This window comes from Methylobacterium oryzisoli (genome assembly GCF_046557895.1).
GTDB classification, from domain to species: domain Bacteria; phylum Pseudomonadota; class Alphaproteobacteria; order Rhizobiales; family Beijerinckiaceae; genus Methylobacterium; species Methylobacterium oryzisoli.
The window spans coordinates 182,130-207,260 of record NZ_JBKIBX010000004.1 but is presented as its reverse complement, the minus strand read 5'-3'; the positions used below and the strand labels follow the sequence as shown (position 1 = coordinate 207,260).

Below are 25,131 nucleotides of genomic sequence, written 5' to 3'. Positions count from 1 at the left end.
CGTTCGCGCCGCCCGCCCGTCCCCGGGAGTGGGCGCATGATCATCGATTGCCATTGCCACGCGGGCACGGGGGACGGCCTGACCGGGCCCTGGGACACCGCGGCCCCGATTACCCGCCATCTGCAGCGCGCGGCGGAGGCCGGCATCGACCGCACCGTCATCTTCGCCGCCTTCCATTCCGATTACGGCCGCGCCAACGCCGAGGTGGCGCGCATCGTCGCGAGCCGGCCCGACCGGCTCCTCGGCTTCGCCTTCGTGCATGCGGCGCGCGACAGCGGTCGCATCCTCGACCTCGTGCGCGTCGCCGTGGAGCGCTACGGCTTCGTGGGCATCAAGGCCCACCGCTACGACGCGCGCCTGTCGCGAGAGATCTGCGAGGTGGCCCGCCGCTTCCGCATCCCGGTCCTGTACGACCCCATCGGCGAGATCGCCGTGGCCGAACTCGTGGCGCACGCCTATCCGGACGTCGACTTCATCCTGCCCCACCTCGGCAGCTTCTCGGACGATTGGCGCGCCCAGCACGGGCTCATCGACCACTTGGTGCGCCATCCCAACATTTATGCCGACACCTCGGGCGTGCGCCGATTCGACATCCTGGAAGAGGCGGTGACGCGGGCAGGCGCGCGCAAGATCCTGTTCGGGTCGGACGGACCCTGGCTGCATCCGGGCCTCGAACTCGCGAAGGTGCAGGCGCTCAAGCTCACCCCCGCCGACGAGGCCGCCGTGCTCGGCGGCAACCTGATGCGGCTCCTCGCCAAGCGGACGCGCCGCGGCGCCGTGCCGCCGGTGCGCCACGTCTCACCCCCGCCCCCCGTCCGGCGCGATCCCTGGCTCATCGCCGGCGCCGAAGGCTGAGCCGCGGCCCTGCGCCCCGGCGCGCCAAGCCGCCCGGCGCATCTGCAGGGCGCGGTCGGTGACGCGCAGCATGCGCGCCGCGGCCTGCAGGTTTCCGTTCTCCCGTCGCATGGCGATGCGCATGGCGGTGTCAGCCGCGCCCTGGCTGATCTCCTTGAGCCCGATCCCGAGCGACACGGCCTGCCCGATCGCGCCCTCGAACCCCGCCTCGCGCCAGACGGCGGCGAGCCCCGCCTCGCTCGCGCGCTCGTCCTGCGGCAGCGAGCCCACCGTGATCGGTCCCGGCCCGACATGGCGGCTGCTGATGCGCGCCATGAGCTGGCGCAAGTCGCGCACGTTGCCGGGATAGGCGCGGGTGAGGAGGTGCTCGGTGACGGCCGGATCAAAGCCGATCCCGGCGAGCGCGGGCTGGAACTGGGCCACGAAATGCCGGGCGAGCGGCAGGATGTCGTCCCGGCGCTCGCGCAGGGGCGGCACCCGAAAAACCCAACCGGCGATGCGGAAGTAGAGGTCCTGGCGGAACTGGCCCGCCTCGATGCGCGCCGGCAGGTCGCGGTGGGTCGCCGAGACCAAGCGGAAGCGGCTGTGTCGCCAGGTGTCGCTGCCGACGCGCTTGTAGGTGCCCTCCTGCACGACCCGCAGGAGCTGTGCCTGGAGGGCGGAGGGCAGGTCGCCCACCTCGTCGAGGAAGAGCGTGCCCTCGTGCGCGGTCGCGAAGGCACCGTCCCGGCCCGCATGCGCGCCCGTGAAGGCGCCGCGCTCGTGGCCGAAAAGCTCGCTGCCGGCGAGCTCCGGCACGATGGTGGTGCAGTCGACGACGGCCAGGGCGCCGCGCTCGGCGCTCTCGTTGAGGTCGTGCACGAGGCGCCCCACCAGCTCCTTGCCGGTTCCACTCTCGCCGATGAGCAGCACGGGTGCCTGGGTGAAATGCGCCACCTCGACCACGCCGCGCAGCACCGTGCGCCAGGCGGGGCTCGCGCCGATCGCGGCCCGGCGCACGGCGGGGGAGACCATCAGGGCGTCGACGCTGGCCCAGCGCTCCAGCCGCGCCCGCACGCGGACCGCGAGCTCCGCCGGAGGCCCTGCGAGCACGTCCGCGGCGCCGGCCGCCAGAAGGCGCCACTGGGCATCGCTGTCGAGCGGGAAGCCGCCGCAGGACAGGGCGATGACCCGCCGCTCGCTGGCCTCGGTCATGCGACGCACGGCGTCGAGGAGGGCATCGTCGATCGCTGCGAAGCCCACGAGGGCGTCCGCATCGCGCTCGCCGGTACCGAGGGCGGCCCCCACGCCTTGCGCCACGAGCGCATCGCGCAGCGCGACCTGCTCCGATCCTCGGACGGGGCCGATGAACGTGACCGAAGGACAGCATGCCATGATGTGCCCCCCACAGGTAATGGCGCGACGTGATCGGTGCTCCGACGTCGAAAAGGGGCCTTCGCTCGTCCAAGTCTTTCCGCAGGACGCGCCGCGCCGCAGTCGCACGCAGCCATCCCGGGTTGCTCAGGGCACACCGGATGACCGGACATTTTCCTTCCGGCCAAGGTTCCGTCGAGACGGAACCTTGCTGAGAATACCTTGAGTGCCGACGTTTGTCCTCCACCGAACGACGGAGATTTTTATTGCCGTGGGATCTTGATGCCGCTCGGCTTCAGACCTCAGCGAATACCGACGTTCAAACGGAATCCACTCTCGTTGTGCGCTCGGGTCAATTCTCATCCATCCGGCGCGTGGCTCCGATCCGCGGCCGTTCTGCCACATGCCAGATGTCGAAAGGTCCGGGAAAGGCTTGTTGGCTCTGCGAAATGAAGAATTTTCCGACGAGATTGATGCCAGTTCGTCGCAACAACGCAGCAAAATCAGAGACTAGAGCAGTAATCCACCCGAGAGTATCAAATGCTTTCGCCAGACAAGCCGCCTACGTTGTCCTATGCGGACGATACTGTTCCGGCGGCTGCGGGTTGTGGGCTGGGTTCGTGTCGTGCTTCGAGACGCGGTCGACCACACCGCCGCCGATGAGCGGCTGCAGATCCGCCTCGAGGGCATCCGCTTCCTCTTTGCTGTAGATCGCTCTGCCGTTGATGTGGAGCGCAAAGGCCCTGAGGTGCTTCGCCCGCTTCACCGGATCCTCGATCGTCGCCTTGGTCCAGGCGTAGAGCGGGAAGCCGTCGACACCCTGCCGCTCGGCTTCAGCGACATAGTCTGAGAACGCATCGAACTGGCTCTTCAGTGATGCAGCGTGCTTGCTCAGGACGTGGCTGAGCGGCGCGAGCGCTGACCCGTCCGGATCATTCCGGGCGGCATCGACGAGTTCGTCGGGCAGGTAGATCCGCAGCTGATATTGCCAAGCGTCGTGCATGATGAGGCCCACCTCAGGCGAAGGCTGTTCGCCACCGTGAGCCTTGGCCGAAGTCGGGTCAATCGGGTGTCGATGCTGTCGTCGAACGCCTGTGACTGTGGCCCGACGGGAGCCAGGACCCCGCCGAGACGAGCGCGTCAGCTAACACTTCAGAAAGCAGCGCAATATGCGACTGATCACCGTGACGAAGGGTTGGCGGAGTTGCAGTTGACTGCGGTTGACCCATCATGAAGCCGGCTCGCCCTGTCGCGGCGGGTGCGGGAGGGCGCGCCCCTCGCTCAACGCCGCTCCTTCACCTGATCGAGATAAGCTCCATACCCTTCAGCCTCCATGTCGTCTCGGTGGATGAACCGGAGTGCGGCCGAGTTGATGCAGTATCGCAGGCCGCCTCGGTCTTGAGGGCCGTCAGGGAAGACGTGGCCGAGGTGGCTGTCCCCGTGCTTCGAACGGACTTCGGTGCGGATCATCCCATGGGTCGTGTCGCTCAGTTCGGCGACGTTCGCGGCCTCGATGGGTTTGGTGAAGCTCGGCCACCCGCACCCCGACTCGAACTTGTCGGACGAGGCGAACAGGGGCTCACCCGATACCACGTCGACGTAGATGCCCGGATCCTTGTTTTCCAAGTACTCCCCGGTTCCGGGTCGCTCCGTGCCGTTCTGCTGCGTGACGCGGAACTGCTCCGCGGAGAGCTTGGCGATGGCGGCAGCATTCTTCTCGTAGGTCGGCATGTCTGGCCCTGCGCGCTTTTCGTTCAAGACACCCATATGGGGTCTGCCCGCCAAACGATCGAGCGGGTCCACTGCGCACGCGAATGATCCGGCGATTCCTCGAAGGTCGGCGTTCGACGAAGCCCAGCCTTGAGCTGCCCGGACTACGATCGTGACCGGACGTTCCGGGCACGCACCACGAATGTCCGGCTGGGGTCAGGCGTTCGCGCTCGTCCCTTCTCGCCTATGCGACGCTGCCGGAATGGCCGCTCATGAACCGAGCGGGGACCACGCGAATAAGCTCTTGGATGCTCTAAGGCCTCGATGGCGCGGTCCCCGATCCCGGGTTCGCACTCCCCGTCGTCGGCAGCGACCGCGCTTTGTCGAGCAGAGTCGTGGCGGCGTCCACGCAGTCCTTCAGTGTTTCGCGCGGACCGCATCTGACATGGATCTGCGCATCACCCACCTTCATGTGAAATGAAGAGCCTTCCCGCGGAAGATCGTCTCTATAGCGGCGCCGATAGGACCGCTCCCAATCCTCGTTCGGGCGGTATCGCGTATCATCGCGTCGGCCGTCGCCACGATCGTATGACCTGTCTCTGTCATCGTCCCGCGAAGAGCCTTGAGCGAGCACCGGGAGGGACAGCCCAAGAAGGCAAGCTGCAGCGACAAGGACCTGACGCATCTGCGCTCTCCACACGTTCAGTCTGGGCAACTCGGCGCATCAGCGGCAGGTTTCGCGGTACTGACGGCAATTGCCGCGGCCACGCTCGCCCAGTTCATCCTTGTAGAGGCAGGCCCGTCGGAGTTCCGCGCAGACGTCCCGACGCGAAGGCCCTCCACACTCGTCGCGGTAGCGCCGGCAGTTGCCCTGCCCGCGCTCACCCAGGGCATCCTTGTTCTCGCAGGCAAGCCGAAGCTCCCGACAATAGCCTCCGCCTCGACCGTACTGCGCCGACGCTGAGACGGGTGCCATCAGAAGGAGGGCTGCTGTGGCGGTTGCTAGAAGACAGGAATGCATCCAAGTATCTCCAAGCGCCAATGAAAACCATGGATAGAATGGCGGCCGACGGAACTCAATATAAAAATGATGGCCTAAGCCGAGCGAGCATTATTGTCAAGCTTACGGCGCAGGCCGCCGGGCCGAAGGGTGAAGCAGACGGTCTGCCGTCAGATTGGAAAATGTGATCTGCCAAGGTGCAAGTTCTGCGTAAACTCGCGCTGGAGCGCGGACGACTCCGATGGAGGCCGGCCAGCGGAGGCGTGCGCCCCCGCCTGGAACGCTCTCGCGGCACGGACCGGCCGCATCGAGCCCCTCCGCCCCGATTTCCACCTGGGACAGATCAATTCATCAGCGCAGCGGCAAGAGTGCTATAAAACCGCAATGGTCCTTCGGAATCGGCCCCGAACGACCGGGCAAGCGCAACCCGTGGCCTATTGGGAGAGATCCGGATGTATCAGCACATTCTTGTCCCGACCGACGGAACGCCACTGTCTACCTTGGCCGTCAAGAAGGCCGTGTCGCTCGCCAGGAGTGTCGGGGCGAAGGTGACGGTACTCACGGTCGTCCACCGGCTCCCGGCCATGGCCCTGGGCGGCTCGTACACGTACATGGATGAGTTCTGGCGCCATGCCCAAGCCGAAGCCGAGCGCCGGCTCGGTGAGGCCGAGGAGGAGGCCAAGCGCGACGGCGTGTCCTGCGAGGTCGCGAAGGTCGAGGACCGGCAACCGTACGAAGCGATCATCGAAACCGCCGAGGCCCGCGGCTGTGATCTCATCGTCATGGCCTCGCACGGCCGTCGTGGCATCTCCGCCCTCGTCATCGGCAGCGAGACCATGAAGGTCCTCACCCATTCGAAACTGCCCGTGTTGGTCTACCGCTGATCGGCGGCGCCCCGTCGAGGACCGCCAGGGCTGATCCTCATGCACCGGCCCGTGCCAGAGGTTCATGCGGACCAGGCCCGGTCGTCGCTGGAGCCAAGCGAGGCAGAGAATTCCGGTGAGGCCGATGGCGGGCGTCTCGTCGCGGGTGGCGCCGGCGCGCTACTCCTTGAGGCGTGCCCCGCGGCGAAGGACAAGGCCGGGTACGCACGAGTGGACTTTGCGAGAGCCAGACGTCTGCAAACGCATGTCAGTTCAAGAGATCACGGGCGGTTCTGGCGATGTTTCGGCCGCAGAGGCCCAACGCTTCGCGCAGTTCGACCGTCGGGCCGATCGGCGGGTAGGTGTCCTCGATGCCGATGCGGGTCACGGGGAAAGCGTGGCCACGCTCCAGCACCTCGAGCACGGCCGATCCCAGGCCCCCGATGACGCTGTGCTCTTCCACCACGACCATCGCCCGCACGTGCTCGGCCGCCGCCAGGATCGCCTCGCGGTCGATCGGCTTCACCGTGTGCATGTTCAGGACCTCTGCGGCGATACCCTCCGCGCGAAGCAGGTCGGAGGCGAGCAGCGCTTCCATCACCATGGCGCCGTGCGCGACGATGCAGACGTCGCGTCCTTCCGCGAGCCGTACCGCACGGCCGATCTCGAACGGCGCCCCGGGCGCCGAGATGACGTGTTCCGGTCCGCGGCCGAGCCGCAGATAGACCGGTGCCGCGTCGGACAGGTCGGCGGCCGCATCGAGGGCGCGGCCAAGCTCCACCGGGTCCGAGGGCGCCACGACGATCATGTTCGGGATCGCCCGCATGATCGCGACGTCCTCGAAGGTCTGATGGGTCGGGCCGCCCACGCCATAGCTCAGGCCGCAGGCGAGGCCGGCGAGAATGACCTTGAGCTCGTTGTAGGCGCAGTCGACCTTGGCCTGCTCGACCGCCCTGAGCGTGGTGAAGGCGGCGTAGCCGCAGACGACCGGCAGCTTGCCGCATGCGGCCAGTCCGGCCGCGACGCCGGTCATGTTCTGCTCGGCGATACCGACATTGACGAGACGGTCGGCGTGGGTGCGCTGCAGCCCGGCAAGACCGGTCGCATGCATGAGGTCGGCCGTCACGGCCACCACCTCGGGCCGCCGCTCCAGCAGCGCGAGCATGCTCTCGCCGAACTGGGCGCGCACATCCTTGCGGGGACGGGCGGCCCGAAAAGCCGCGACGTGCTCGCGGAGCCGGGCCGGATGATCGAGCAGGCTCACCGCAGCACCTCTCGCAGCTCGTTCTGAAGCGCCGCGTACTGACCCGGTGAGATCACGTCGGCATGCCAGCTGCGGACGTCCTCCATGAAGGAGACGCCGCGGCCCTTGACCGTGCGGGCGATCACCACGCGCGGCCGGCCGCTGCCGCCGAAGCGCGGCACGTCGAGGACGGGGACGAGCGCGGCGAGGTCGTGCCCATCGGCCTCGACCACGTCCCAGCCGAAGCTCGTCCAGCGGTCGGCCAGCGGTTCGAGCGGCAGAACCTCGTCCGCGCGCCCGTCGACGCACAAGCCGTTCCGGTCCACGATGGCCACGAGGTTGTCGAGGCGATGCTTGGGTGCGAAGGCGGCGGCCTCCCAGACCGATCCCTCGTGCAATTCGCCGTCGCCGAGAACCGCGAACACCCGGTAGTCGCGCCCGTCGAGGCGGCCCGCGAGCGCCATGCCGCAGGCGTTCGACAAGCCGTGCCCGAGCGCCCCTTGGGAGGAATCGACGCCGGGCTGATAGCGGCGCGAGGGATGGGTCATCAGCCTTGCACCGACCCTGGCTTCGAACTCGTGGATCCAGTCCTCCGGGATGAAGCCGCGTCGGATCAGCGCCGAGTAGAGCGTCGGGGCGGCGTGCCCCTTGGCCAGGACGAACCGGTCGCGATCGGGCCAGTCGGGCCGGGTCGCGTCCACGCGCATCACCGCGAAGTACAGGGCGGTCACGATCTCGGTGCAGGAATAGCAACTGCCGAAATGACCGTTGCCCGCGGCCATGAACATGGCGGCGACGTCGAGGCGGTTGATGCGGGCCATCTCCCGCAATCCGTCGAGGTCGAACGGGGCGAAGCCGTTGTCCGGGGCCGCGGCCGTCTGCTGCGTCATGCCGTTCCTCCCGGCGCCGGGGCGAACGCGGGTGCGCTGCGCGCGGAGGCATCCGCAGCCTCGTCCGGCCGGGATCGCCCCGACGCCGCCAGATCCTCGACCCGTCGCATCCCGGCGGCGATGTTTTCGGCCGTGACGGGACAGGGCATGTTGGGGATGTGGGGCGCGGTCATCGTCAGGCGGGCGACGGCATCGATCTCCTCGGGCGCCGCGTCCGTCAGGCCGAGATCCGCGAGCCGGACCGGCAGGCCGACCTCGCGCAGGAACCCCATCAGGTCGAGGATCTCGTCGTCGGCGCAGCCCTCGACGGCGAGCTGCACGAGCACGGCGTAGGCCACCTGCTCGCCGTGCGGCGCGCCCATCGCACCGCGCGCCTTGACGAGACCCCGCGTCATCGCGTGCGCGAGCGACAGGCCGCCATTCTCGAACCCGAGCCCGCTCATGAGGATGCAGGCCTCGACCGTGGCCTCCAGCGCCTCCGTGACCGCGTTGCGCTCCACCGCGGCGAGGGCCGCGGCCGCATGGGCGCGCAGCGTCCGGTAGCCGGCCTCCGCGATGACGCCGCCGGTCAGGAGCGGCCGGGTCCCGAACGGGGTGAGGCCGGTGCCGGCGAGGCAGCCCCGGGCCTCGAACGCCTTCGTGACGGCGTCACCGATGCCCGCACGCAGGAAGTGCGCCGGCGCCCGGGCGATGAGCGCGGTGTCGACCACGACCGCGTCCGGGTTGCGGGTCATCCGGTCGACCGCCACCATGACGTGGTGCTCGTCGTAGACGGCGTAGCTCGCGCTGGTGGGGGCGTCGTTCGAGGCGATGGTCGGCACCGTGATGATCGGCACCCCGAGGCGCGCCGCCACGCCCTTGCCCACGTCGAGCGCCTTGCCGCCGCCCGCCGCGACGACGAGGCCCGGCGCGTCCGCGCGCAGAGCCGCCGTGAGGGACTCGATCGCCGCGTAGGTGATTTCGCCCGCGAAGGGCGTGACGCGCCCGGCCACGCCGGCCTCCCGCAGACTCTCGGCGATCGGTCCGGCCACGATCCCGTGCACTCCCTCGTCGACGATGACGCAGGCGGTCTCGGCGAGCGCCCGGGCGATCCCGCCGATGCCGAGCACAGCGCCGGGCCCCTGGTGATAGCGCGGGGGCGACCCGAAGATCCTCACGCTCATGCGGCTCTCCTCAGGCGGCCGTGCGGGGATCGAGATCGTCGAGCGCGAAGGCGTCGCTCGGCGCCCCGAAGGCGCAGTAGCCGCCATCCACCGGCAGGGTGACGCCGGTGATGAAGCGCGCCCGGTCCGAGGCCAGAAAGACCATCGCCTCGGCGATGTCCTCGGGGGCCCCGAGCAGCCCCATCGGCGTGCGGCGGCGGATGCGGGCCGGATCGATGCGCCCGGCGGCGATCAACCCCTCGGTGAGGGGGGTCAGGATGTAGCCCGGAGCGACCGCGTTGACGCGGATGTTGTGCGGCCCCCACTCGCAGCCGAGCACGCGGGTGAGCATGCCGATCCCCGCCTTGGCGGCGCTGTAGGCGGTGCGGACGGGCAGGCCGAGCACCCCCGCGATCGAGTTCAGGTTCAGGATCGCTCCGCCGCCCTGGCGCATCATGGTCGGGGCGACGGTCTTGGAGACGAGATAGGTGCCGGTGAGGTGGACGTCGATGAGCCGCTGCCAGTGGCTGAGCGGCTGCTCCACCGTGGGCACGAAGCTGTCGGCCACGCCCGCATTGTTCACCAGGATGTCGATCCGGCCGCATCGCGCGACGGCCGCCTCCACCATCGCGGCGACGTCGTCCTCCTTCGACACGTCGCCGCCCACCGCGGCGTGGCCGTCTCCCAGGCCGCGGGCGGCCTCCTGCGCGGCGGCCTCGCGCAGATCGTTGATCACGACCCGCGCGCCCTCCCGGGCGAACGCCGAGGCCGTCGCGAGGCCGAGCCCGCTGCCTGCGCCCGTGATGAGCGCGACCTTGTCCTTCAGCTGCATCATCAACCTCTTCAGCGTCGCCTGGATCGGATCCTCGCGTCGGGACGGCGCATCACAATCCGAGATACGTGGCCCGCAGATGCTCGTTCTCGATCAGGTCCCGCCCCGTGCCAGAGAGCGTGACCCGGCCGTTCTCCAGGACGTAGCCGCGGTCGGCCATGCTCAGGACCTGGAACACGTTCTGCTCGATGACGAGGATCGGGATGTCGAGCTTGCGCACCTCGCGGATCGCCTCGAACAGGCGGTCGACCATGATCGGCGCCAAGCCGAGGGAAGGCTCGTCGAGAGCGAGCACGCGCGGGCGGGCCATCAGCGCGCGGCCCACCGCGAGCATCTGCTGCTGTCCCCCCGAGAGGGTCGAGGCCGCTTTGTCCCGTCGCTCCGCCAGGATCGGAAACAGCCCGTAGACTTCCTCGATCGTCGTCCGCCACCGCGGATAGGCGCGCCGGTTGTGCGCGCCGACCATCAGATTCTCCTGGATCGACATGCCGAGGAAGAGCTGCTTTCCCTCGGGCGACTGGACGAAGCCGGCCTCGGCCACCCGGTGCGGCGCCAGCCCGTCGATGCGCGTCCCGAACAGCGAGACCGAGCCGCCCCGCGCCCGTACGAGGCCCGACACCGTGCGCAGGAGCGTGGTCTTGCCGGCGCCGTTGGCGCCGATGAGCGCGACGATCTCGCCCGGATCGAGCCGGAGGGAGACGCCGTCGAGGACGCGGACGTCGCCGTAGCCCGCCCGCAGATCGACGGCCTCAAGCGCGGGCTGCTGCATACTGCTCCCCGAAATAGGCCTTCAGCACCTCGGGCTGGCTCACCACGTCCTTGGGCGCCCCGTCGGCGATCAGCCGGCCGGATTCCATCACGATCACCCGCTCGCTCAGCGCCATGATCACCTTCATGACGTGCTCGACGATCAGGATGGTGATGCCGCGGTCGCGGATGCGGCGCACGAGCGCGACCATCTCCTGCCCCTCGGCCGGGGTCGCGCCCGCCACGACCTCGTCCATCAGCAGGAGGACCGGCTGCGTCGAGAGCGCCCGGCCGAGTTCGAGCTTGCGCCGGTCGAAGGCCGTGAGGTGCTGGACCTCCGTGTCGGCCTGCCGCCCCATGCCGAGGAAGTCCGCGATCTCCTCCGCCCGCTCGCGGATCGCCGCCGTGTCGGACGAGCGCGCGAAGCCCCCGACCATCAGGTTCTCGACCACCGTGAGGTCGGCGAACGGCTTCGAGAGCTGGAAGGTGCGGGCGATGCCGGCCTTGCAGATGTCCCAGGGCCGCAGCCGCGCCACGTTGCGCCCGCGAAACAGGATCTCGCCGCCGTCCGGCCGGAAATACCCGGCGATCATGTTGAACGCCGTGGTCTTGCCGGCCCCGTTCGGGCCGAGCAGGGCGAGGATCTCGCCGTCGTCGAGACGGAACGAGAGGTCCCGGACCGCGTGGACGCCGCCGAAGCGCTTGCTGATGCCGCGCACGTCGAGGAGGGGCGGGCTCACCGGGCACCCCCGCGGCCGGCGATGCGCAGGAGGAGCGTGCGCAACGGGGCGATCAGCCCCTTGGGCAGGTAGAGGACCGCGAGCATGAGGATGATGCCGTAGACGACGATGTGCAGGCCGAGGAACGAGCCGCCGAGGGCGCCGCGGGTGATCTCGGCGAGGGGCGCCAGCAGCACGGCGCCGAGGAGCGGCCCGAACACGGTGCCCTGGCCGCCGATGATGCTCATGAGTGCCATGTCGATCGAGAGATCGACGCCGATCAGGCGCTCTGCGTTCACGTAGCGGAAGAACTGCGCGTAGAAGCCGCCGCCGACGCCCGTCATGAAGGCGCTGATCGCGAGGGCGACGAGCTGGTAGCGCGCCGGGCTGATGCCGAGGGATTCGGCGGCGTCGCGGTCGCCGCGGATCGCCTTCAGGTAGAAGCCGAGCTTCGAGCGTTCGAGCCGCCACGTCGCCAGGAGCGCGCCCGCCAGCAGGGCGACGATGAGGTAGTAGTAGGGCGCCTTGCCGTTGAACTGCAGCGCCGCGACGCTCTCGCCCCGCAGAGGCACGGTGAGGCCGGCCGCGCCGTTGAGCGGTATTCCCAGGAAGGTGTCGGTGTTCTCGACCCAGATCCTGATCATCTCCGCGAAGGCGATGGTGGTCAGGGCGAAGTACGGGCCTCTCAGCCGGAAGGTCGGATAGCCCACCACGACCGAGAGGGCGGCGGCGAGCAGCCCGCCGACCGGCATGCCGAGCCACGGCGAGAGGCCGAGGCCCGTGAACAGCAGCACCGTGGCGTAGCCGCCCACGCCCGCGAACATCGCGTGCCCGATCGAGAGCTGGCCGACGTAGCCGCAGACGAAGTTCCAGGCCGTTGCCATGTAGGCGAAGAACAGGACGACGATGCAGGAATGCAGGATGTAAGCGTCCGCGACGAGCGGCAGCGCGAGGGCCGCGAGGCCGCAGAGAGCAAGGGCCACGGCGCCCGCGACGGGAGCGCCGAGGGCACCCTTCGCGCGGCCGTGGTCCGGCCGGCCGTGGTTCGGCTTGCCGGCCGGCCCTCTCCCGCCGGAATCCTCGGCCTCCCGGGCGGCGAGGCCGGAGAGCGGCGCCATGGTCCGGCGAAGCCGGCTCGGGCGGGCGGTGCTCATCAGGCGCGTCCCATCAGGCCGCTCGGCCGCACGAGGAGGATCAGGACGAAGAGGCCGAGCGACAGGATCGCCGCCGAGGTCGCCGGTACGAACTGAGAGGCGAGCGCCTCGAACACGCCGATGACGAGGCCGCCCACGATCGAGCCCGGGATGCTGCCGATGCCGCCGAGCACCACGACGATGAAGGAGCGGATGCCGAAGCTGAGGCCGACCTGCGGCGTGATCGGGATGAAGGTGGCCAGGAGCGAGCCGAACAGGCCGAGCAGCGCCGCGCCGATGCCGAAGGTCACCGCGTAGACGAACGGCACGTCGATCCCCGACAGGGCGGCGGCGTCGCGGTTCTGCGCGGTGGCGCGGATCGCGCGGCCCATGCGGGTGCTGCGCAGCCACAGCGAGAGCGCGATGGCGGCGAGGATCGCGGCCGAGAAGGCGATCAGGCGCTGCATGTTGACCGGGATCTGCCCGAGCATCAGGGGCGCCAGGGCGAAACCTGTCGTGGCCGAGCGCACGTCCGGGCCGAAGGCCATGAGCGCCAAGTTATCGATCACGAGGTAGACGCCCGCCGTGAGAAGAAGGGCGCTCAGGGGCTCGACCACCAGCGCGCTCTCCCGCCGGATCAGCGGCGCGATGACCACGCTCTGGATCAGGAAGCCGACCGCGAACAGCAGCGGCACCGTGACGACGACGCTGGCGTAGGGCTCGATGCCCGCGAGCGCCTGGAGCCAGAAGGCGGCGTAGAGCGCCAGCATCAGGAGCGAGCCGTGCGCGAAGTTCACCACGCGCATCACGCCGAAGATCAGGCTCAGGCCCAGCGCGACGCCGCCGTAGATGCCCCCGATCAGAAGGCCGTTCACGAGCGCGAAGGAGAGGATCAGCGGGTCCATGGGGGCCGTGCAGGTCGGGCCGGTGGCGCGGCGCGCCGCCGTCCGGGCGATCGGGGAAGGGTGTGGGGGGTGGCGCGGCCACCCCCGTCCGCGTCAGGAGCGGGCGCCGAAGGCCGGCACGGGCCAGGCCGGCTTGGTGTCAGGCGAGCGGCTCTCCGCCGGCCAGACGGTGCGCCGCTGTCCGTTCAGGTTCTGCGAGATGGCGCCGTGCGCGAAGGTGTTCTGGCCCTGCTCATCGAACTTGATGCGCTGGTAGCCGACATACATGGCCGGACCGGAGGTGATGTCCGTCGCCGCGATGGCGTCCCGCAGGGCCTGCCGCTCGGCGCTGCCGGCCCGCTCCAGGGCTTCCTTGATCACGTACATGACCGAGAAGCCCTGCGCCCCGTAGGCGCTCATGTCGTAGCCGAGCGTCTCCTTGAACCGCTTCTCGACGTCCGTGTATTGGGGAAGGCGATCACCCTGCAGGGCGTCGACCTGCCGATCCTCCTGCACGAAGTAGTAGGCCACGGCCTTCGGTGAGACCGCCTTGTAGAAGGAGGGATCCTCGGTGCCGCCGCCGACCGAATGCAGGCCGTAGGGCAGGTTGAGCTGCTGCTCGAACAGCTGGCGCGAGAGCAGCAGATGATCGGGCGTGTAGAAGGCGGCGATCAGCGCGTCCGGCTTGGCGGCGCGGATCTTGAGGAGTTGCGCCGAGAAGTCGACTTGGTTGGGAGGCGCGGCCTCGTCGAGCACGATGGTGTAGCCGCGCTCCTTGGCGAGCTTGCGGACGTTGGCGGCGTGCGAGCGGCCCCAGTCCGAGCCCTCGTAGAAGACCGCGAGGGTCTGCGGTCCCTTGCCGGTCTCCTTCTTCAGGAGGTCGATGGCATCGAGCTGCTCGCGGGCGTCGTAGGTCGCCTTGTTGTTGATGCGGAAGACGTACTTGAAGTTCCGCTCGGTGATCTCGTCCTTCACGGCGCCCATCACGATCCAGGGCGTCTTGTAGCGCTCGGCCAGTTCGGTGGCCGGGAAGGTCACGGCGCTGTTGAAGGCCCCGCCGATCACCGCGACGTTCTCGCGCTGGATCAGCCGCTCGGTCTCGGAGACGCCGATATCGGGCTTCGACTGGGAATCGGCGAAGACGAGCTTGAGCTTGGCGCCCTTGAGCGCCTGGATGCCGCCGGCGGCGTTGATCTGGTCGACGGCGATCTGCACGCCGGTGCGGGCCTGCTGGCCGATGGCCGCCGAGCCGCCGCTCAGCGGCAGGACCCAGCCGATCGGAATCTCGGTCTGGGCATGGGCGTTGGAGCCGAGCATCATCGCGGCCAGCGCCAATACGGCGCGTCGCGAGAACGGAACCGTCATAGGGCTTCCCTCCTCAGGATCTTGGTCGGGACGCTTCGCGCGTCCTCTTGCGGATCAGCTTCGGTGACCCCTCCGGGGACGGCAAGGCCGGCCCTGGGCTGCCGGGAAGACCATTGGCGCGGTCCTCCCGGTCCCCTCACGTTCGCGTGGACGCCGCGAAGCGCGCCCGCAGCTCCGTCTTCAGCACCTTGCCCATCGGGTTCTTGGGCAGTTCGTCGAGGATGAGCCAGCGGCGCGGGCGGGCGTAATCGGCCAGCCGCTCGGCGCAGAAGGCGGCGAGTGCCTCCGTGTCGACGCCGCCCGGCTCGCGCGGGACGACGCAGGCGGCCACGTCCTCGCCCAGCGCCTGATGCGGGACGGCGATCACCGCCGCCTCCCGCACGCTCGGGTGGCGGTAGAGCACCTCCTCGACCGCCACCGAGGCGACCTTCAGGCCGCCGCGATTGATCACGTCCTTGCGCCGATCGGTGAAGTACAGGAACCCCTCGGCGTCGAGATGCCCGACATCGCCGGTCCGGATGCCGCCCAGCACGAAGGCCTCGGCGGTGGCGTCGGGATTGCGGAAGTAGCCCTTCGCGACACCCGGTCCCCGCAGCAGGATCTCGCCGGTCTCGCCGGGCCCGAGCGCTCGGCCGGCCTCGTCGATGATCGAGACGGCGCAATGCGGCATGGCGCTGCCGATCGAGCCGATCTTCTCCTCCATCATCGCCGGTTCGAGCCGCGTGCCGCTCGGGCCGCTCTCCGTCATGCCGTAGATCTGCACCTGCGCGACGTGGGGCCACTGCGCGGCGAGCCGGCGGATGACCTCCGGCGGCATCGCCGAGCCGCCGTAGCCGACGCGCCGCAGACTCGACACGTCGGTCGGGGCGCGGGCGAACTCCTCCATCATGAAGTGCACCACCGAGGGGACGCCGTGGTAGTAGGTCGTGCGCTCGGAGGCGATCAGGCGGAGGCGACCGCGATTGTCGAGCGGCTCCTCCAGCACCAGGCCGGCGCCGGCGATCCAGCACGACATCGCACCGAGGTTGAGCGGCGAGCTGGTGAAGAACGGCCAGCCGCCCTGGTAGAGATCGTCGGCCCGCAGGCCGAGAGCCGCGCCGCAGGCGAGTCCGGCGCCGAGCATCGTGGTGTGGCTGTGCATCACGGCCTTGGATCGCGCGGTCGTGCCCGAGGTGAACAGCAGGCAGCCCAGCCGGTCGGGATCCGGGACCTCCGGCGGTGCCGCGCCGAACCAGGACATCAGCGGCTCGGGCCACGTCTGCGTGCCCGCCGGCGCCCCCTCCCCGACCACGAGCAGCCGGACGGCCGGAGAGAGCCGCGCGAGCCGGGCCGCCCCCGCGGCCGTGCACGCGACCGCGGCAGGCTCGGCAAGCGCGAGAGCGTGCCCGAGCTCCTCGTCGGAGGCGCGGGTGTTGAACGGCACCACGGCGGCGCCGATCCGCAGCGCCCCGAGGGCGGTGAGCAGGCATTCCCGTCCCGCCTCGTTGCCCAGCAGCACGCCGATCCGGTCGCCCTCCCCGAGCCCGAGCGCGGCGAAGCCGGCCGCCACGGCGTCCATCCGCTGCACGAGCTGGCCGTAGGTGAGCCGGTCGCGCCAGCCCCCGAGCGCGTGGGCCGAGAGGGCGATCCCGGTGCGACCTTCCTCCGCCCGACGCCGGAGGAGCTGCGGCACGGTCAGGGAGAGGATCGGGGAGGGATCGGTCATGGCGGATACGCTTCGGGAGAGCAGGAGGGCGCCATCTCGCCTGGCTCGACCACTCTCCGTCAAAGGCCGGTTTGGTCTCGTCGGCGGACCAATGAGCGAATTGCGGCACGCCGCCTCCCGGACGCACAGACGGGCGGGTTCAGGCAAGGAGGCAGGATTGCGCGCGATCGAGATGCGGATCGACGCCTACGGCGGACCCGACCGGCTCGCCCCCGTCGAGATCGACCTCCCGCCCCCGCGCGAGGGGCAGGTCCTGGTGAGGCAGACCGCCGTCGGCGTGAACTTCATCGACACCTATCATCGCCGCGGCCTCTTCCCGATTCCCGCCGTGCCGGGCGCGATCGGCGTCGAAGCGGTCGGCGTCGTCGAGGCGGTCGGTGCGGGGGTGGCGCTGCGGCCGGGCGACCGGGTCGGCTATGCCGGCCCCCCGATCGGCAGCTACGCCAGCGCCCGGGTGATCGACGCCGCCCGCCTAGTGCGGCTGCCGGACGGGATCCGGGACGAGGACGCGGCCGCCCTGATGCTCAAGGGCATGACGGCCCACATGCTGTTCACCCGCGTGCGGCCTCTCGGACCCGGGGACGCGGTGCTGGTTCACGCCGCGGCGGGCGGCCTCGGCGTGCTGCTGACGCAATGGGCGCGCGCGGTCGGCGCCCGGGTCATCGGCACGGTCGGGTCGCACGCCAAGGCGGAGGTCGCCCGCGCGGCCGGGTGCGAGGCGGTGATCCTCTACCGGGAGCAGGATTTCGCCGCCGAGACGCTGCGGCTGACCGGTGGCGCGGGCGTCGATGTCGTCTGCGAGGGCATCGGCGGCGCGATCCTCGAACGGTCCCTCGACTGCCTCAAGCCGTTCGGGACCGCGATCAACCTGGGACAGGCGGGCGAGGCGCTGGCGTCCGTCGATCTCGCCAAGCTCGGGCCGCAGCGGTCGCTGTCCGTGAGCGTGCCCGGCGTCTTCGCGCATCTGCGCACGCTGCCGGACCTGCAGGCGGGCGCCGACGCGATGTTCGCGATGGTGGAGAGAGGCCAGCTGCGCCCGGCGATCGGCCTGCGCGCACCGCTCGCCGAGGCGGGAGCCGTCCATCGCCGCCTCGAAGCCGGCGAGACCTCCGGCGCCACCGTGCTCCTGCCCTGACGGCAAGGATCGATCCCATGAAGCGCACGCTCGCCGAGGAGCCGCGGCTCGCCTCGCGCGCCTTCTTCCCGCACTGGCGCTCCGCCATCGTGCGCCATTCGGACCTCGATCCGAACGCGCACGTGACGAACAGCGTGTTCACCGCGTGGCTCGACGACGGGCGCTACGCCCTCCTGACCGAAGCCCTGCGACCCCTGATGGCGCCGGACGACGCCCTGGCGCTCGCCTCCATCACGGTCGACTTCGCCCGGGAGGTCGGTTTCGCGGATGCGCCCGAGATCGGGACCGCGGTGCTGCGGCTCGGCACCAGCGCGATCGTGATGGGACAGGGCCTGTTCGTCGGCGCGGCCTGCGTGGCGACGGCGCTTTCGGTCACGGTCGTCATGGATGGCCGGATCCGCCGCGCCCGGCCCCTCGATCCCCGCGAGCGCGATGCCCTCGCGGGCTTCGCCGGGCCGGCCGCCGATTGGTCTTGAGGCAGGGCCAGCATCCGCCTTGTCGCGGCCGGTGCCGGGGGAGAACGTCCGGGCACGAGCCAGGGAGCGAGCAGACACGTGGACGCCTTCTTCACGGATGACGAGCGCGCGTTCAGGGCGGAGATCCGGTCGGCGATCCGCGCGATGCTGCCTCCCGACCTCGCGCGCAGGACGCGCGAGGGCATCCACCTCACCCGCGAGGACATGGCGCGCTGGAATCGGCTCCTCGACGCGCGAGGCTGGGCAGCCCATCACTGGCCTGAGAGCGCGGGCGGACCGGGCTGGACGCCGATCCAGCGCTTCATCTTCGAGGCCGAGTGCGCGGCGGCCGACGCGCCGCCGCTCAGCGTCTTCGGCGTCTATCTCGTCGGCCCCACGCTCCACACCTTCGGATCGCAGGCCCAGAAGGACCGCTACCTGCCGCCGATCCGGTCCGGCGACGAGTTCTGGTGCCAGGGCTACTCGGAGCCCGAGGCCGGTTCGGACCTCGCCTCTGTGCGCACCACTGCCCGCAAGGTCGAGGGAGGCTGGATCATCACCGGACAGAAGGCCTGGACCACCGAGGGCCACTTCGCCGACCTGATGATCTGCCTCGCCCGCACCAACCGGGACGTCAGGCCCCAGGCCGGGCTCTCGCTGTTCATCGTCGACATGCGGGCGCCAGGCGTCACGATCGATCCGGTCATCACGATCGACGGCGGACACAGCGTGAACTCGGTGTTCCTGGACGACGTGCGCGTGCCCGACGACGCGCTCATCGGCGAGGTCGACCAGGGCTGGGGCTACGCCAAGTTCCTGCTCAACCACGAGCGCACCAACAACGCCCAGGTCCACCGCTCGCGCCGCGAGTTCGAGCGCCTGAAGCAGCTGGCGGCCCGCCGCCGCGGCGCGGGCGGCGGGCCGGTGCTGGACGACCCAGCCTTCCGGCGCCGCTTCGCGGTGCTGGAGGCGGATCTCGCCGGCCTCGAAGCGACGGTGCTGCGGGTCCTCATCGACCAGACGGAGGGCCGCGAGCCCGGTCCCGAGGCGTCCATCGTCAAGGTGATCGGGTCCCGGCTCCAGCAGGCCATCAGCGAACTGGCCATGGAGGTGATCGGCGAGGACGCCCTGGGGGTCCCGGATGCGGGGCGCGACGGCGAGGTCGCGGGCTGGACCGAACGGCACCTGTTTCGGCGGGTCGTGACCATCTACGCGGGATCGAACGAGATCCAGAAGACCATCATCGCCCGCTCCACGCTGGGCCTGCGCTGAGGCTGCCATGCGGCGATCACCGGACCAACGCGACGACGACCATCTGCTGCGCGAGGGCGCCCGCCGCTTCCTGGAGGAGCGGTGTTCCTGGACGCCGGCCCCGCCCGCCCCCGCGGCCCTGGACGCGCTCCGGCGCGAGATGGCCGAGCTCGGCTGGTTCGCCATGGGCTTGCCGGAATCCCTCGGCGGCGTCGGGGCGGACGCGCTGCAGGGCCTGTCGATCGTCGAGGAGGCCGGCCGCGTGCTGCTGCGGCGCTCGCTCGCGGCGGACGTGCTGGTGGCCCCGCGCCTGATGCGGCGCGGCCTCGACGCCCTCGCGGCGCTGGCACCGGGCCTCGCGGCGGGCGAGGTGCGCTTCGCCCTCGTCCCCGAGGACCCGGCGGCGGGAGGCTTGAGCGTCGCGCGCACGGCCGCGGGCGGGCGTCTCCAGGGTCGCAGCGCCCTCGCCCTGGACGCGGACACGGCGACCCACTGGCTCGTCCAGGCCGGCGGGCGCTCGCCCAACGGCGCGGCGCTCGTCTGCCTGGAGGCGGTCGGCCCGGCCGTGGACGCGCGGCGCCTGATCGACGGGCGCACGGGCGCGGTCCTGAGCTTCGAGGGGATCGAGCTTCCCGCCGGGGCCGTGCTCGCGACCGGGCACGATGCCCTCGCGCTGTTCGCCGAGATCGAGGACTGCGCCGCCGCCTGCCTCGTGGCCGACGCGTACGGGGCGCTCGCGGCGGGCCTCGACCTCACGGTCGGCTACCTCAACCAGAGGCGCCAGTTCGGCCAGACGCTCGGCTCGTTCCAGGCCGTCCAGCACCTGATGGCGGATGCGTTCTGCGACCTCGAGACCCTGCGCTCGCTCCTGCTCTGGGTTGCCGCCGCCCTCGAAAGCGAGCCCGGAGAGCGGCGCCGGGCGGCGAGTGCCGCGAAGGTGGCCCTCGGCCGGCAGGGCTTGGCCGCGGCCTCCCGCCTGATCCAGGCCAGCGGCGGCATCGCCATGACCGAGGATTACCGCGTCGGCCACGTCTACAAGCGCCTACAGGTCGCTGCCGGACTTCACGGCGGGACGGAGGCGCAGATCAGGCAGCTCGCGACAGACACCCTGTCGCCGAAGGGGAGACCGGACGATGAGGCAAGTGCCGCTTGAGGAGCGCTACGAGACCCTGACGATCACGCGCGAGGGGCGGCTTCTCACCATCACCATGAACCGCCCGGATGCGCTGAACGCCGCGGACGCGCTGCTGCACGAGGAACTCGCGCACGTCTTCTACGATGTCGCCGTCGACCCGGGCAGCGACGTGATCGTGCTGACCGGGGCGGGGCGGGCCTTCTCGGCCGGCGGCGACATCCCGTGGATGCAGACCGCGATCGATCGCCCCGACTCGTTCGAGCAGACGGCGCGCGAGGCCAAGCGGATCGTCTTCTCGATGCTCGACCTCGAGAAGCCGCTGATCGCCCGCGTGAACGGCCACGCCACCGGGCTCGGCGCGACGCTCGCCCTGTTCTGCGACGTGATCTTCGCCGCCGAGACGGCCAAGATCGGGGATCCCCACGTCTCGATCGGCTTCGTGGCGGGGGATGGCGGCCCGGCGATCTGGCCGCAGCTCATCGGCTATGCGCGCGCCAAGGAATACCTGATGACGGGCGACCTGATCCCGGCCCGCAAGGCGGCGGAGATCGGCCTCATCAACCATGCGGTCCCGCCCGAGGAACTCGATGCGGCGGTGGCGGCCTTCACCGGCAAGCTCCTCGCAGGGGCCACCAAGGCCATTCGCTGGAGCAAGACGGTGACGAACATCGAGCTGAAGCGGATCGTTCACGGCGTCATGGACGCGAGCGTCGCCTACGAGGCCTTGTCGAACCGCACCGAGGACCACCAGGAGGCCGTCAACGCCTTCCGGTCCAAGCGCAAGCCGGTCTTCACCGGCCGCTGAACGCGCCCCCTCGCCCCACCGCCAGGTCCGCGACGCACACCGTCGCGGCGGCGGGCGCCGGGACGCCCCGCAGCGCGGCCAGCCGCACCGCGCTTCTAACCTGCCTGCGGGACGCCGGCCGCGCCCTGGGATACCCAGTCGGCGGTCAGACCGCACGGCAGCATCTCCCGGTCCGCATCCAGCATGGCGTAGCGGTCGCTGAAGGCGCCGCAATGCTCCGCCATCGCGCGGCCGGCACCCACCGTGTCACGGGCCAGGATCGCGGTCACGATCTGGGTGTGGTGGCGCAGCAGCATCGCGTCGCGCCCTCCCCCGATCGACGGAGTCGTGAGCGAGTAGTCGAAGTAGGCGGTCATCAGGTCGCGCAGGACCTCGGTGATGTAGAGATGAACGGCGCTGCCGGCCGCCCGCGCGATGGTCAGGTGGAGGCGCAGATCGAGGTCGATCCTGCGCCGGGCGCTGAGATGGGACCGGCCCATCTCGGCCAGGATGCGGCGCAGGTCGGCGAGGTCGCGGTCGCTGCCGCGCTCGGCGGCTCGGCTCGCGGCCCAGACTTCGAGGTAGCCGCGCAGCCGCGACATGATCTGCAGGTGTTCCAGATCGGCCGCGGCGAGCGAGGTCAGCGCATCGACCACGCGCGTGCCGCAGCGCTCGTCGGCCACCACCGTCCCGTCGGCCTTGAGCGCGGCCAGCGCCTCGCGCACCGATGCGCGGCTCACGCCGAACAGCGTGGCGAGCCGCCGCTCGCTGAGGAGGCGGGCGCCGTCCCGGGCATGCCCGGTCGCGATCATGCCGGCGATCTCGCGGGTCAGCCGGTCCTTGAGCTGCTCGGGGCTGGCCACCGCGAGGTCGCGCAGGATGGTCTCCTCGCGCGGCGCGCCCTCGCGGGCCGCCGGAGAGGCCCAGTCGAGATCGCGCAGACGCGCGACACGGTCCGCGAGAGCCGCCTGCGCGGCCGCGCCGTCGCGCCGTCCCACGGCCGCCGCGAGGGCCCGGCGGTCGTCGGCGAGGCGGTCGAGCCGGGCCTCGCCCGCTGCTCTGAGAAGGCTGACGAACAGGCTGCGGATGCCGCGCGCGAGCTGGCGGGTGATCATCGCGTAGATCGGGCTGTCCACGGCACCGGACAGCACGAGGCGCAGCTGCAGTTCGTCCTCCGCCAGCGCCTGGATGTCCTGCCGCGGAGGCATCGCGGCGATGCGGTCGGCCACGCGGCCGAGCACCTCGCCGGAGGCGCGTCGCACGAGGTGCTCGACGACGCACCGATCCAGGAACGCGACGAAATCCTGCAGATCCTCCAGGTTCTCCTGGTTCGCCCGGATCAGCTGGAACAGACGGTCGCTGCGTTCGATGGCGACGACCCGCGTGCCCGACCCCTGCACGGCCTCGATGTAGCCGTCGAGCTTCAGGCGATCGAGCGCGCTGCGCACGCAGACACGGCTCGCGGAGGCGGCTTCGGCGATGCGGCGCTCCGGCGGCAGGCGGGCGCCCGGCGGGAGCCGACCCGACGCGATCATCTCCAGCATGGCGACCGCGAGGCGGTCGGAGCGCACCGATTTCGTCTGCGTTCGTAGGTCGATCGCCGCGAGCCGGCCGAAGTCGGCGAGATCCATCGGGCAGGGAGATTCTCCCCGCAGGAGCGAGAGCTTGAGCTGCAGGGCTCCCAGCATGATCGATTGTCCTCCCGAGCCGGCTGGATTGATGATCCGGACGGCTTTTTGTCTGGTCTATCACGTCGGGGAGGACGCGTCTGCGCTGCCGAGCGCCGGATCGGACTGCGCTGCCGTCGTCGTGCCGGTTCGGCCGGACGGCCGCTTCCCTCCGAGCAGGCGCCGGCTTGTCATCGGAGGCGGAGCGTGCGGTCGCGGCCCCTCCCCTCGTCTCCCTGGCCGAAGGACCTCCGCGCTGCCGGTCTGTGTCATGCGGCCGAGACGCCCGCGCCGCGACAGGGCAACGGCGACTTACTTGTTGGCCGGCCTGTCGAAGCCGTAGAGCCTGGCCGGGTTGTCGACGAGGATGCGGATTCGGGCGGCTTCGTCGGGAGCCCAATCCGCGAGCAGGTCGATCAGGGTGCCGTCGTCCGGCATGTCCTTCTGGCCGCGGTGCGGCCAGTCGCTGCCCCAGACCATGCGCTCCGGCGCGGCCTTCGCGAAGGCGCGGGCGACCGCCGAGGCATCGGCGTAATCGGGGGGACCACTCTCCGTGTTGAGGTAGGCTCCGGACAGCTTCATCCAGGTCCGCCCGCCATCGAGCAGCCTGCGCACGACCGGGTAGGCTCGATGGTTCACCCCCTGGGCGGGCGGCAATCGCGCCAAGTGGTCGATGACCAGCGGGGTCGGCAGGCGCGCCAGGACGTCGGCGAGGTCGGCGATCTGATCGCCCGTCATGTAGACCTGAACGTGCCAGCCGAGCGGCGCCACCCGTCTTGCCATCGTCTCCAGCCGCTCAGGCGTCGTGACGCCCCAGGATTGCGGCGTCACGAAGTTCACGCGGATTCCGACCGCGCCCTGCGCCGCCATCTGCCGCAGCTCCGCGTCCGGGATGTCGAGGTCGACGACCACGACCGCGCGCGCGGACGAGCCGAGCTGCGCCACCCCATCGAGCGTGGCGCGGTTGTCGATGCCGTAGGTCGAGGGCGTCACCACGACCACGCGGCTGGTGCCGATCCGCTTCTGGAACCGGCGGTAGGCCGCGACGTCGCTGTCGACGACCGGCTCGCCCTTCCAGTGGCTCGACGCGGGGAAGCGCGTCGAAAAAATGTGGATGTGGGAGTCGCAGGCGTCGGGCGGCACGGAGGTCTTCGGGGCGGCGGTGCCGGACGAGAACGGGACGGCCTCCTGCGCCGCGGCGCGGGCGCTTGGCCAACCGGCCGCCACGGCGCCCATGCCGGCGATCCTCAGGAGGTCGCGCCGCGACGGATCGAATGCTCTCATGCTCGTTCTCTCCCTGCTCATTCGGCGTGAGGTCGGCTCAGAACCCGTAGAGCGCGACCGGATTGGCCACGAGGATCCGGGCCTGCACGGCCGGATCGGGCGCCCACTCGGCCAGGAGGTCGAGCAGGATCGCGTCGTCGGGCTTCCTGTCGGCCGGCGAGGTCGGATGCGGCCAGTCGCTGCCCCAGACCAGCCGCTCGGGCGCGAGCTGGACGAAGGCGCGGGCGAGCCGGCCGCGGTCGGCGTAGGCGGGCGGGCCGGACTTGGAGAGGATGTAGGCCCCGCTCAGTTTCACGTAGGCGCCGCGGGTCTCGATCAGGCGCGCGATCACCCCGAAGGCGGGGTGGTCGGGGCCCTCCGGTTCCGGGAGGTGGCCCATGTGGTCGAACACCACCGGCACGGGCAGGCGCTCCAGCTCCTCCCGCAGGGCGACGATCCGCTCGCCCTCGGACACGAGCTGGATGTGCCAGCCGAGATCCGCGATCCTGCGCGCCACCGGCTCCAGGTCGTCGAGCGGGGCGCCGCCCGGCAGCCGCGTCCCGAACCGCACGCCCCGGATCCCGGCCTCGTGCAGGCGCTTCAGCTCGTCCGGCGTGACGCTCGCGTCGAGCATCGCGATGCCGCGCGCGGTCGGCCCGAAGGCCTTCACCGCCTCGACGAGCAGCCGGTTGTCGGTGCCGTAGGTCGAGGGCTGCACCACGACGTTGCGGGTGAGGCCGAGCCGGCGCTGCAACTGCCTGTAATCCTCGACGCTGGCGTCGGGCGGCCGCAGGGTCGCGGCCGGCGCGGGGGGAAAGCGCGCGTCGTAGATGTGGTGGTGGCAGTCCGTGGCGTTCGGCGGCACGACGAGCCTGGGCTTTTCCGTCCCGCCGGACCAGCGCACGGCCTGCGCCGAAGCGGGCCGCGCGCCAGCGACGCAAGCCGCCCCGGCCGCGAGGAGCGCGAGGTGACCGCGCCGCGTCTTCGATTGGGTCATGGG

At 70.6% G+C, this 25,131-nt stretch carries 23 protein-coding genes; 7 read left to right on the top strand and 16 right to left on the bottom strand.

Annotation, left to right across the window (positions count from 1 at the left end; all coding sequences use genetic code 11):
• The first annotated feature begins 36 nt into the window (after window positions 1-36).
• On the top strand, window positions 37-855 hold the full coding sequence (locus ACKUB9_RS06440; RefSeq protein ID WP_407520359.1) for an amidohydrolase family protein: 819 nt from the start codon (window positions 37-39) through the stop codon (window positions 853-855).
• Here ACKUB9_RS06440 and ACKUB9_RS06435 read toward each other — a convergent pair.
• The 3 genes from ACKUB9_RS06435 to msrB form a co-directional block, all read right to left on the bottom strand.
• A complete protein-coding gene (locus ACKUB9_RS06435; RefSeq protein ID WP_407520357.1) occupies window positions 799-2,229 on the bottom strand; it encodes a sigma 54-interacting transcriptional regulator in 1,431 nt (476 codons plus the stop codon). The two genes, ACKUB9_RS06440 and ACKUB9_RS06435, sit on opposite strands and share 57 nt — an antisense overlap.
• A 541-nt stretch (window positions 2,230-2,770) precedes the next feature.
• A complete protein-coding gene (locus ACKUB9_RS06430; protein WP_407520355.1) occupies window positions 2,771-3,211 on the bottom strand; it encodes a hypothetical protein in 441 nt (146 codons plus the stop codon).
• Window positions 3,212-3,489: 278 nt separating this feature from the next.
• On the bottom strand, window positions 3,490-3,939 hold the full coding sequence (gene msrB, locus ACKUB9_RS06425; protein ID WP_407520353.1) for a peptide-methionine (R)-S-oxide reductase MsrB: 450 nt from the start codon (window positions 3,937-3,939) through the stop codon (window positions 3,490-3,492).
• A gap of 1,431 nt (window positions 3,940-5,370) precedes the next feature.
• On the opposite strand from msrB, the gene ACKUB9_RS06420 reads away from it, so the two are divergent.
• Complete coding sequence (locus ACKUB9_RS06420; RefSeq protein ID WP_407520350.1) at window positions 5,371-5,802, top strand: universal stress protein; 432 nt, start codon at window positions 5,371-5,373, stop codon at window positions 5,800-5,802.
• 247 nt (window positions 5,803-6,049) lie between these two features.
• Here the strand turns inward: ACKUB9_RS06420 and ACKUB9_RS06415 are convergent, their stop codons facing one another.
• From ACKUB9_RS06415 to ACKUB9_RS06370, 10 genes are all read right to left on the bottom strand, one after another.
• The gene (locus ACKUB9_RS06415; RefSeq protein ID WP_407520348.1) at window positions 6,050-7,045 is read right to left on the bottom strand and encodes a transketolase family protein; all 996 of its coding nucleotides are present in this window, start codon (window positions 7,043-7,045) and stop codon (window positions 6,050-6,052) included.
• A complete protein-coding gene (locus ACKUB9_RS06410) occupies window positions 7,042-7,914 on the bottom strand; it encodes a transketolase (protein WP_407520346.1) in 873 nt (290 codons plus the stop codon). Before ACKUB9_RS06410 ends, ACKUB9_RS06415 begins: the two co-directional genes overlap by 4 nt.
• Window positions 7,911-9,077, bottom strand: a complete 1,167-nt coding sequence (locus ACKUB9_RS06405; RefSeq protein ID WP_407520344.1) for a glycerol dehydrogenase — start codon at window positions 9,075-9,077, stop codon at window positions 7,911-7,913. Before ACKUB9_RS06405 ends, ACKUB9_RS06410 begins: the two co-directional genes overlap by 4 nt.
• A gap of 10 nt (window positions 9,078-9,087) precedes the next feature.
• Window positions 9,088-9,891, bottom strand: coding sequence for an SDR family NAD(P)-dependent oxidoreductase (locus ACKUB9_RS06400; protein WP_407520342.1), 804 nt, complete (start codon window positions 9,889-9,891; stop codon window positions 9,088-9,090).
• A 49-nt stretch (window positions 9,892-9,940) separates the two neighbouring features.
• Complete coding sequence (locus ACKUB9_RS06395; RefSeq protein ID WP_407520340.1) at window positions 9,941-10,657, bottom strand: ABC transporter ATP-binding protein; 717 nt, start codon at window positions 10,655-10,657, stop codon at window positions 9,941-9,943.
• Window positions 10,638-11,375: an ABC transporter ATP-binding protein gene (locus ACKUB9_RS06390; protein ID WP_407520338.1), complete on the bottom strand. Its 738-nt coding sequence runs from the start codon at window positions 11,373-11,375 to the stop codon at window positions 10,638-10,640. Before ACKUB9_RS06390 ends, ACKUB9_RS06395 begins: the two co-directional genes overlap by 20 nt.
• The gene (locus ACKUB9_RS06385; protein ID WP_407520336.1) at window positions 11,372-12,508 is read right to left on the bottom strand and encodes a branched-chain amino acid ABC transporter permease; all 1,137 of its coding nucleotides are present in this window, start codon (window positions 12,506-12,508) and stop codon (window positions 11,372-11,374) included. Before ACKUB9_RS06385 ends, ACKUB9_RS06390 begins: the two co-directional genes overlap by 4 nt.
• Window positions 12,508-13,392, bottom strand: coding sequence for a branched-chain amino acid ABC transporter permease (locus ACKUB9_RS06380; RefSeq protein ID WP_407520334.1), 885 nt, complete (start codon window positions 13,390-13,392; stop codon window positions 12,508-12,510). The genes ACKUB9_RS06385 and ACKUB9_RS06380 overlap by 1 nt, the downstream gene beginning before the upstream one ends.
• 93 nt (window positions 13,393-13,485) lie before the next feature.
• Window positions 13,486-14,736, bottom strand: a complete 1,251-nt coding sequence (locus ACKUB9_RS06375; protein ID WP_407520332.1) for an ABC transporter substrate-binding protein — start codon at window positions 14,734-14,736, stop codon at window positions 13,486-13,488.
• 136 nt (window positions 14,737-14,872) lie between these two features.
• A complete protein-coding gene (locus tag ACKUB9_RS06370; RefSeq protein ID WP_407520330.1) occupies window positions 14,873-16,441 on the bottom strand; it encodes a class I adenylate-forming enzyme family protein in 1,569 nt (522 codons plus the stop codon).
• Between the two features lie 157 nt (window positions 16,442-16,598).
• Here ACKUB9_RS06370 and ACKUB9_RS06365 point away from each other — a divergent pair, with 157 nt between their 5' ends.
• From ACKUB9_RS06365 to ACKUB9_RS06345, 5 genes are all read left to right on the top strand, one after another.
• Window positions 16,599-17,576 carry a quinone oxidoreductase family protein gene (locus tag ACKUB9_RS06365; RefSeq protein ID WP_407520328.1) on the top strand — a complete coding sequence of 326 codons (978 nt, stop codon included), beginning with the start codon at window positions 16,599-16,601 and terminating at the stop codon, window positions 17,574-17,576.
• A gap of 17 nt (window positions 17,577-17,593) precedes the next feature.
• Window positions 17,594-18,052: an acyl-CoA thioesterase gene (locus ACKUB9_RS06360; protein WP_407520326.1), complete on the top strand. Its 459-nt coding sequence runs from the start codon at window positions 17,594-17,596 to the stop codon at window positions 18,050-18,052.
• Window positions 18,053-18,130: 78 nt separating this feature from the next.
• Window positions 18,131-19,303 (top strand): acyl-CoA dehydrogenase family protein, encoded by a 1,173-nt coding sequence (locus tag ACKUB9_RS06355; protein ID WP_407520324.1) that lies wholly within the window; start codon window positions 18,131-18,133, stop codon window positions 19,301-19,303.
• 7 nt (window positions 19,304-19,310) lie between these two features.
• Window positions 19,311-20,435: an acyl-CoA dehydrogenase family protein gene (locus ACKUB9_RS06350; RefSeq protein ID WP_407520322.1), complete on the top strand. Its 1,125-nt coding sequence runs from the start codon at window positions 19,311-19,313 to the stop codon at window positions 20,433-20,435.
• On the top strand, window positions 20,416-21,222 hold the full coding sequence (locus tag ACKUB9_RS06345; protein ID WP_407520320.1) for an enoyl-CoA hydratase/isomerase family protein: 807 nt from the start codon (window positions 20,416-20,418) through the stop codon (window positions 21,220-21,222). The genes ACKUB9_RS06350 and ACKUB9_RS06345 overlap by 20 nt, the downstream gene beginning before the upstream one ends.
• Before the next feature lie 95 nt (window positions 21,223-21,317).
• On the opposite strand, the gene ACKUB9_RS06340 is transcribed toward ACKUB9_RS06345, so the two are convergent.
• The 3 genes from ACKUB9_RS06340 to ACKUB9_RS06330 all read right to left on the bottom strand — a co-directional run bounded on the left by ACKUB9_RS06340 (window position 21,318) and on the right by ACKUB9_RS06330 (window position 25,128).
• A complete protein-coding gene (locus ACKUB9_RS06340; RefSeq protein WP_407520318.1) occupies window positions 21,318-22,889 on the bottom strand; it encodes a FadR/GntR family transcriptional regulator in 1,572 nt (523 codons plus the stop codon).
• Window positions 22,890-23,180: 291 nt separating this feature from the next.
• Window positions 23,181-24,152 carry an amidohydrolase family protein gene (locus ACKUB9_RS06335; protein WP_407520316.1) on the bottom strand — a complete coding sequence of 324 codons (972 nt, stop codon included), beginning with the start codon at window positions 24,150-24,152 and terminating at the stop codon, window positions 23,181-23,183.
• 37 nt (window positions 24,153-24,189) lie between these two features.
• Entirely contained in the window at window positions 24,190-25,128 is a 939-nt protein-coding gene (locus ACKUB9_RS06330) for an amidohydrolase family protein (protein WP_407520314.1), read from the bottom strand.
• Window positions 25,129-25,131: the final 3 nt, after the last annotated feature.

Excerpts from the sequence above, each read along its gene's own strand:
- ACKUB9_RS06440 (WP_407520359.1), top strand. The coding sequence starts at position 37 with ATGATCATCGATTGCCATTGCCACGCGGGCACGGGGGACGGCCTGACC.
- ACKUB9_RS06435 (WP_407520357.1), bottom strand. The coding sequence starts at position 2,229 with ATGGCATGCTGTCCTTCGGTCACGTTCATCGGCCCCGTCCGAGGATCG.
- ACKUB9_RS06430 (WP_407520355.1), bottom strand. The coding sequence starts at position 3,211 with ATGCACGACGCTTGGCAATATCAGCTGCGGATCTACCTGCCCGACGAA.
- msrB (WP_407520353.1), bottom strand. The coding sequence starts at position 3,939 with ATGCCGACCTACGAGAAGAATGCTGCCGCCATCGCCAAGCTCTCCGCG.
- ACKUB9_RS06420 (WP_407520350.1), top strand. The coding sequence starts at position 5,371 with ATGTATCAGCACATTCTTGTCCCGACCGACGGAACGCCACTGTCTACC.
- ACKUB9_RS06410 (WP_407520346.1), bottom strand. The coding sequence starts at position 7,914 with ATGACGCAGCAGACGGCCGCGGCCCCGGACAACGGCTTCGCCCCGTTC.
- ACKUB9_RS06405 (WP_407520344.1), bottom strand. The coding sequence starts at position 9,077 with ATGAGCGTGAGGATCTTCGGGTCGCCCCCGCGCTATCACCAGGGGCCC.
- ACKUB9_RS06400 (WP_407520342.1), bottom strand. The coding sequence starts at position 9,891 with ATGATGCAGCTGAAGGACAAGGTCGCGCTCATCACGGGCGCAGGCAGC.
- ACKUB9_RS06395 (WP_407520340.1), bottom strand. The coding sequence starts at position 10,657 with ATGCAGCAGCCCGCGCTTGAGGCCGTCGATCTGCGGGCGGGCTACGGC.
- ACKUB9_RS06385 (WP_407520336.1), bottom strand. The coding sequence starts at position 12,508 with ATGAGCACCGCCCGCCCGAGCCGGCTTCGCCGGACCATGGCGCCGCTC.
- ACKUB9_RS06380 (WP_407520334.1), bottom strand. The coding sequence starts at position 13,392 with ATGGACCCGCTGATCCTCTCCTTCGCGCTCGTGAACGGCCTTCTGATC.
- ACKUB9_RS06375 (WP_407520332.1), bottom strand. The coding sequence starts at position 14,736 with ATGACGGTTCCGTTCTCGCGACGCGCCGTATTGGCGCTGGCCGCGATG.
- ACKUB9_RS06370 (WP_407520330.1), bottom strand. The coding sequence starts at position 16,441 with ATGACCGATCCCTCCCCGATCCTCTCCCTGACCGTGCCGCAGCTCCTC.
- ACKUB9_RS06360 (WP_407520326.1), top strand. The coding sequence starts at position 17,594 with ATGAAGCGCACGCTCGCCGAGGAGCCGCGGCTCGCCTCGCGCGCCTTC.
- ACKUB9_RS06350 (WP_407520322.1), top strand. The coding sequence starts at position 19,311 with ATGCGGCGATCACCGGACCAACGCGACGACGACCATCTGCTGCGCGAG.
- ACKUB9_RS06345 (WP_407520320.1), top strand. The coding sequence starts at position 20,416 with ATGAGGCAAGTGCCGCTTGAGGAGCGCTACGAGACCCTGACGATCACG.
- ACKUB9_RS06340 (WP_407520318.1), bottom strand. The coding sequence starts at position 22,889 with ATGCTGGGAGCCCTGCAGCTCAAGCTCTCGCTCCTGCGGGGAGAATCT.
- ACKUB9_RS06335 (WP_407520316.1), bottom strand. The coding sequence starts at position 24,152 with ATGAGAGCATTCGATCCGTCGCGGCGCGACCTCCTGAGGATCGCCGGC.
- ACKUB9_RS06330 (WP_407520314.1), bottom strand. The coding sequence starts at position 25,128 with ATGACCCAATCGAAGACGCGGCGCGGTCACCTCGCGCTCCTCGCGGCC.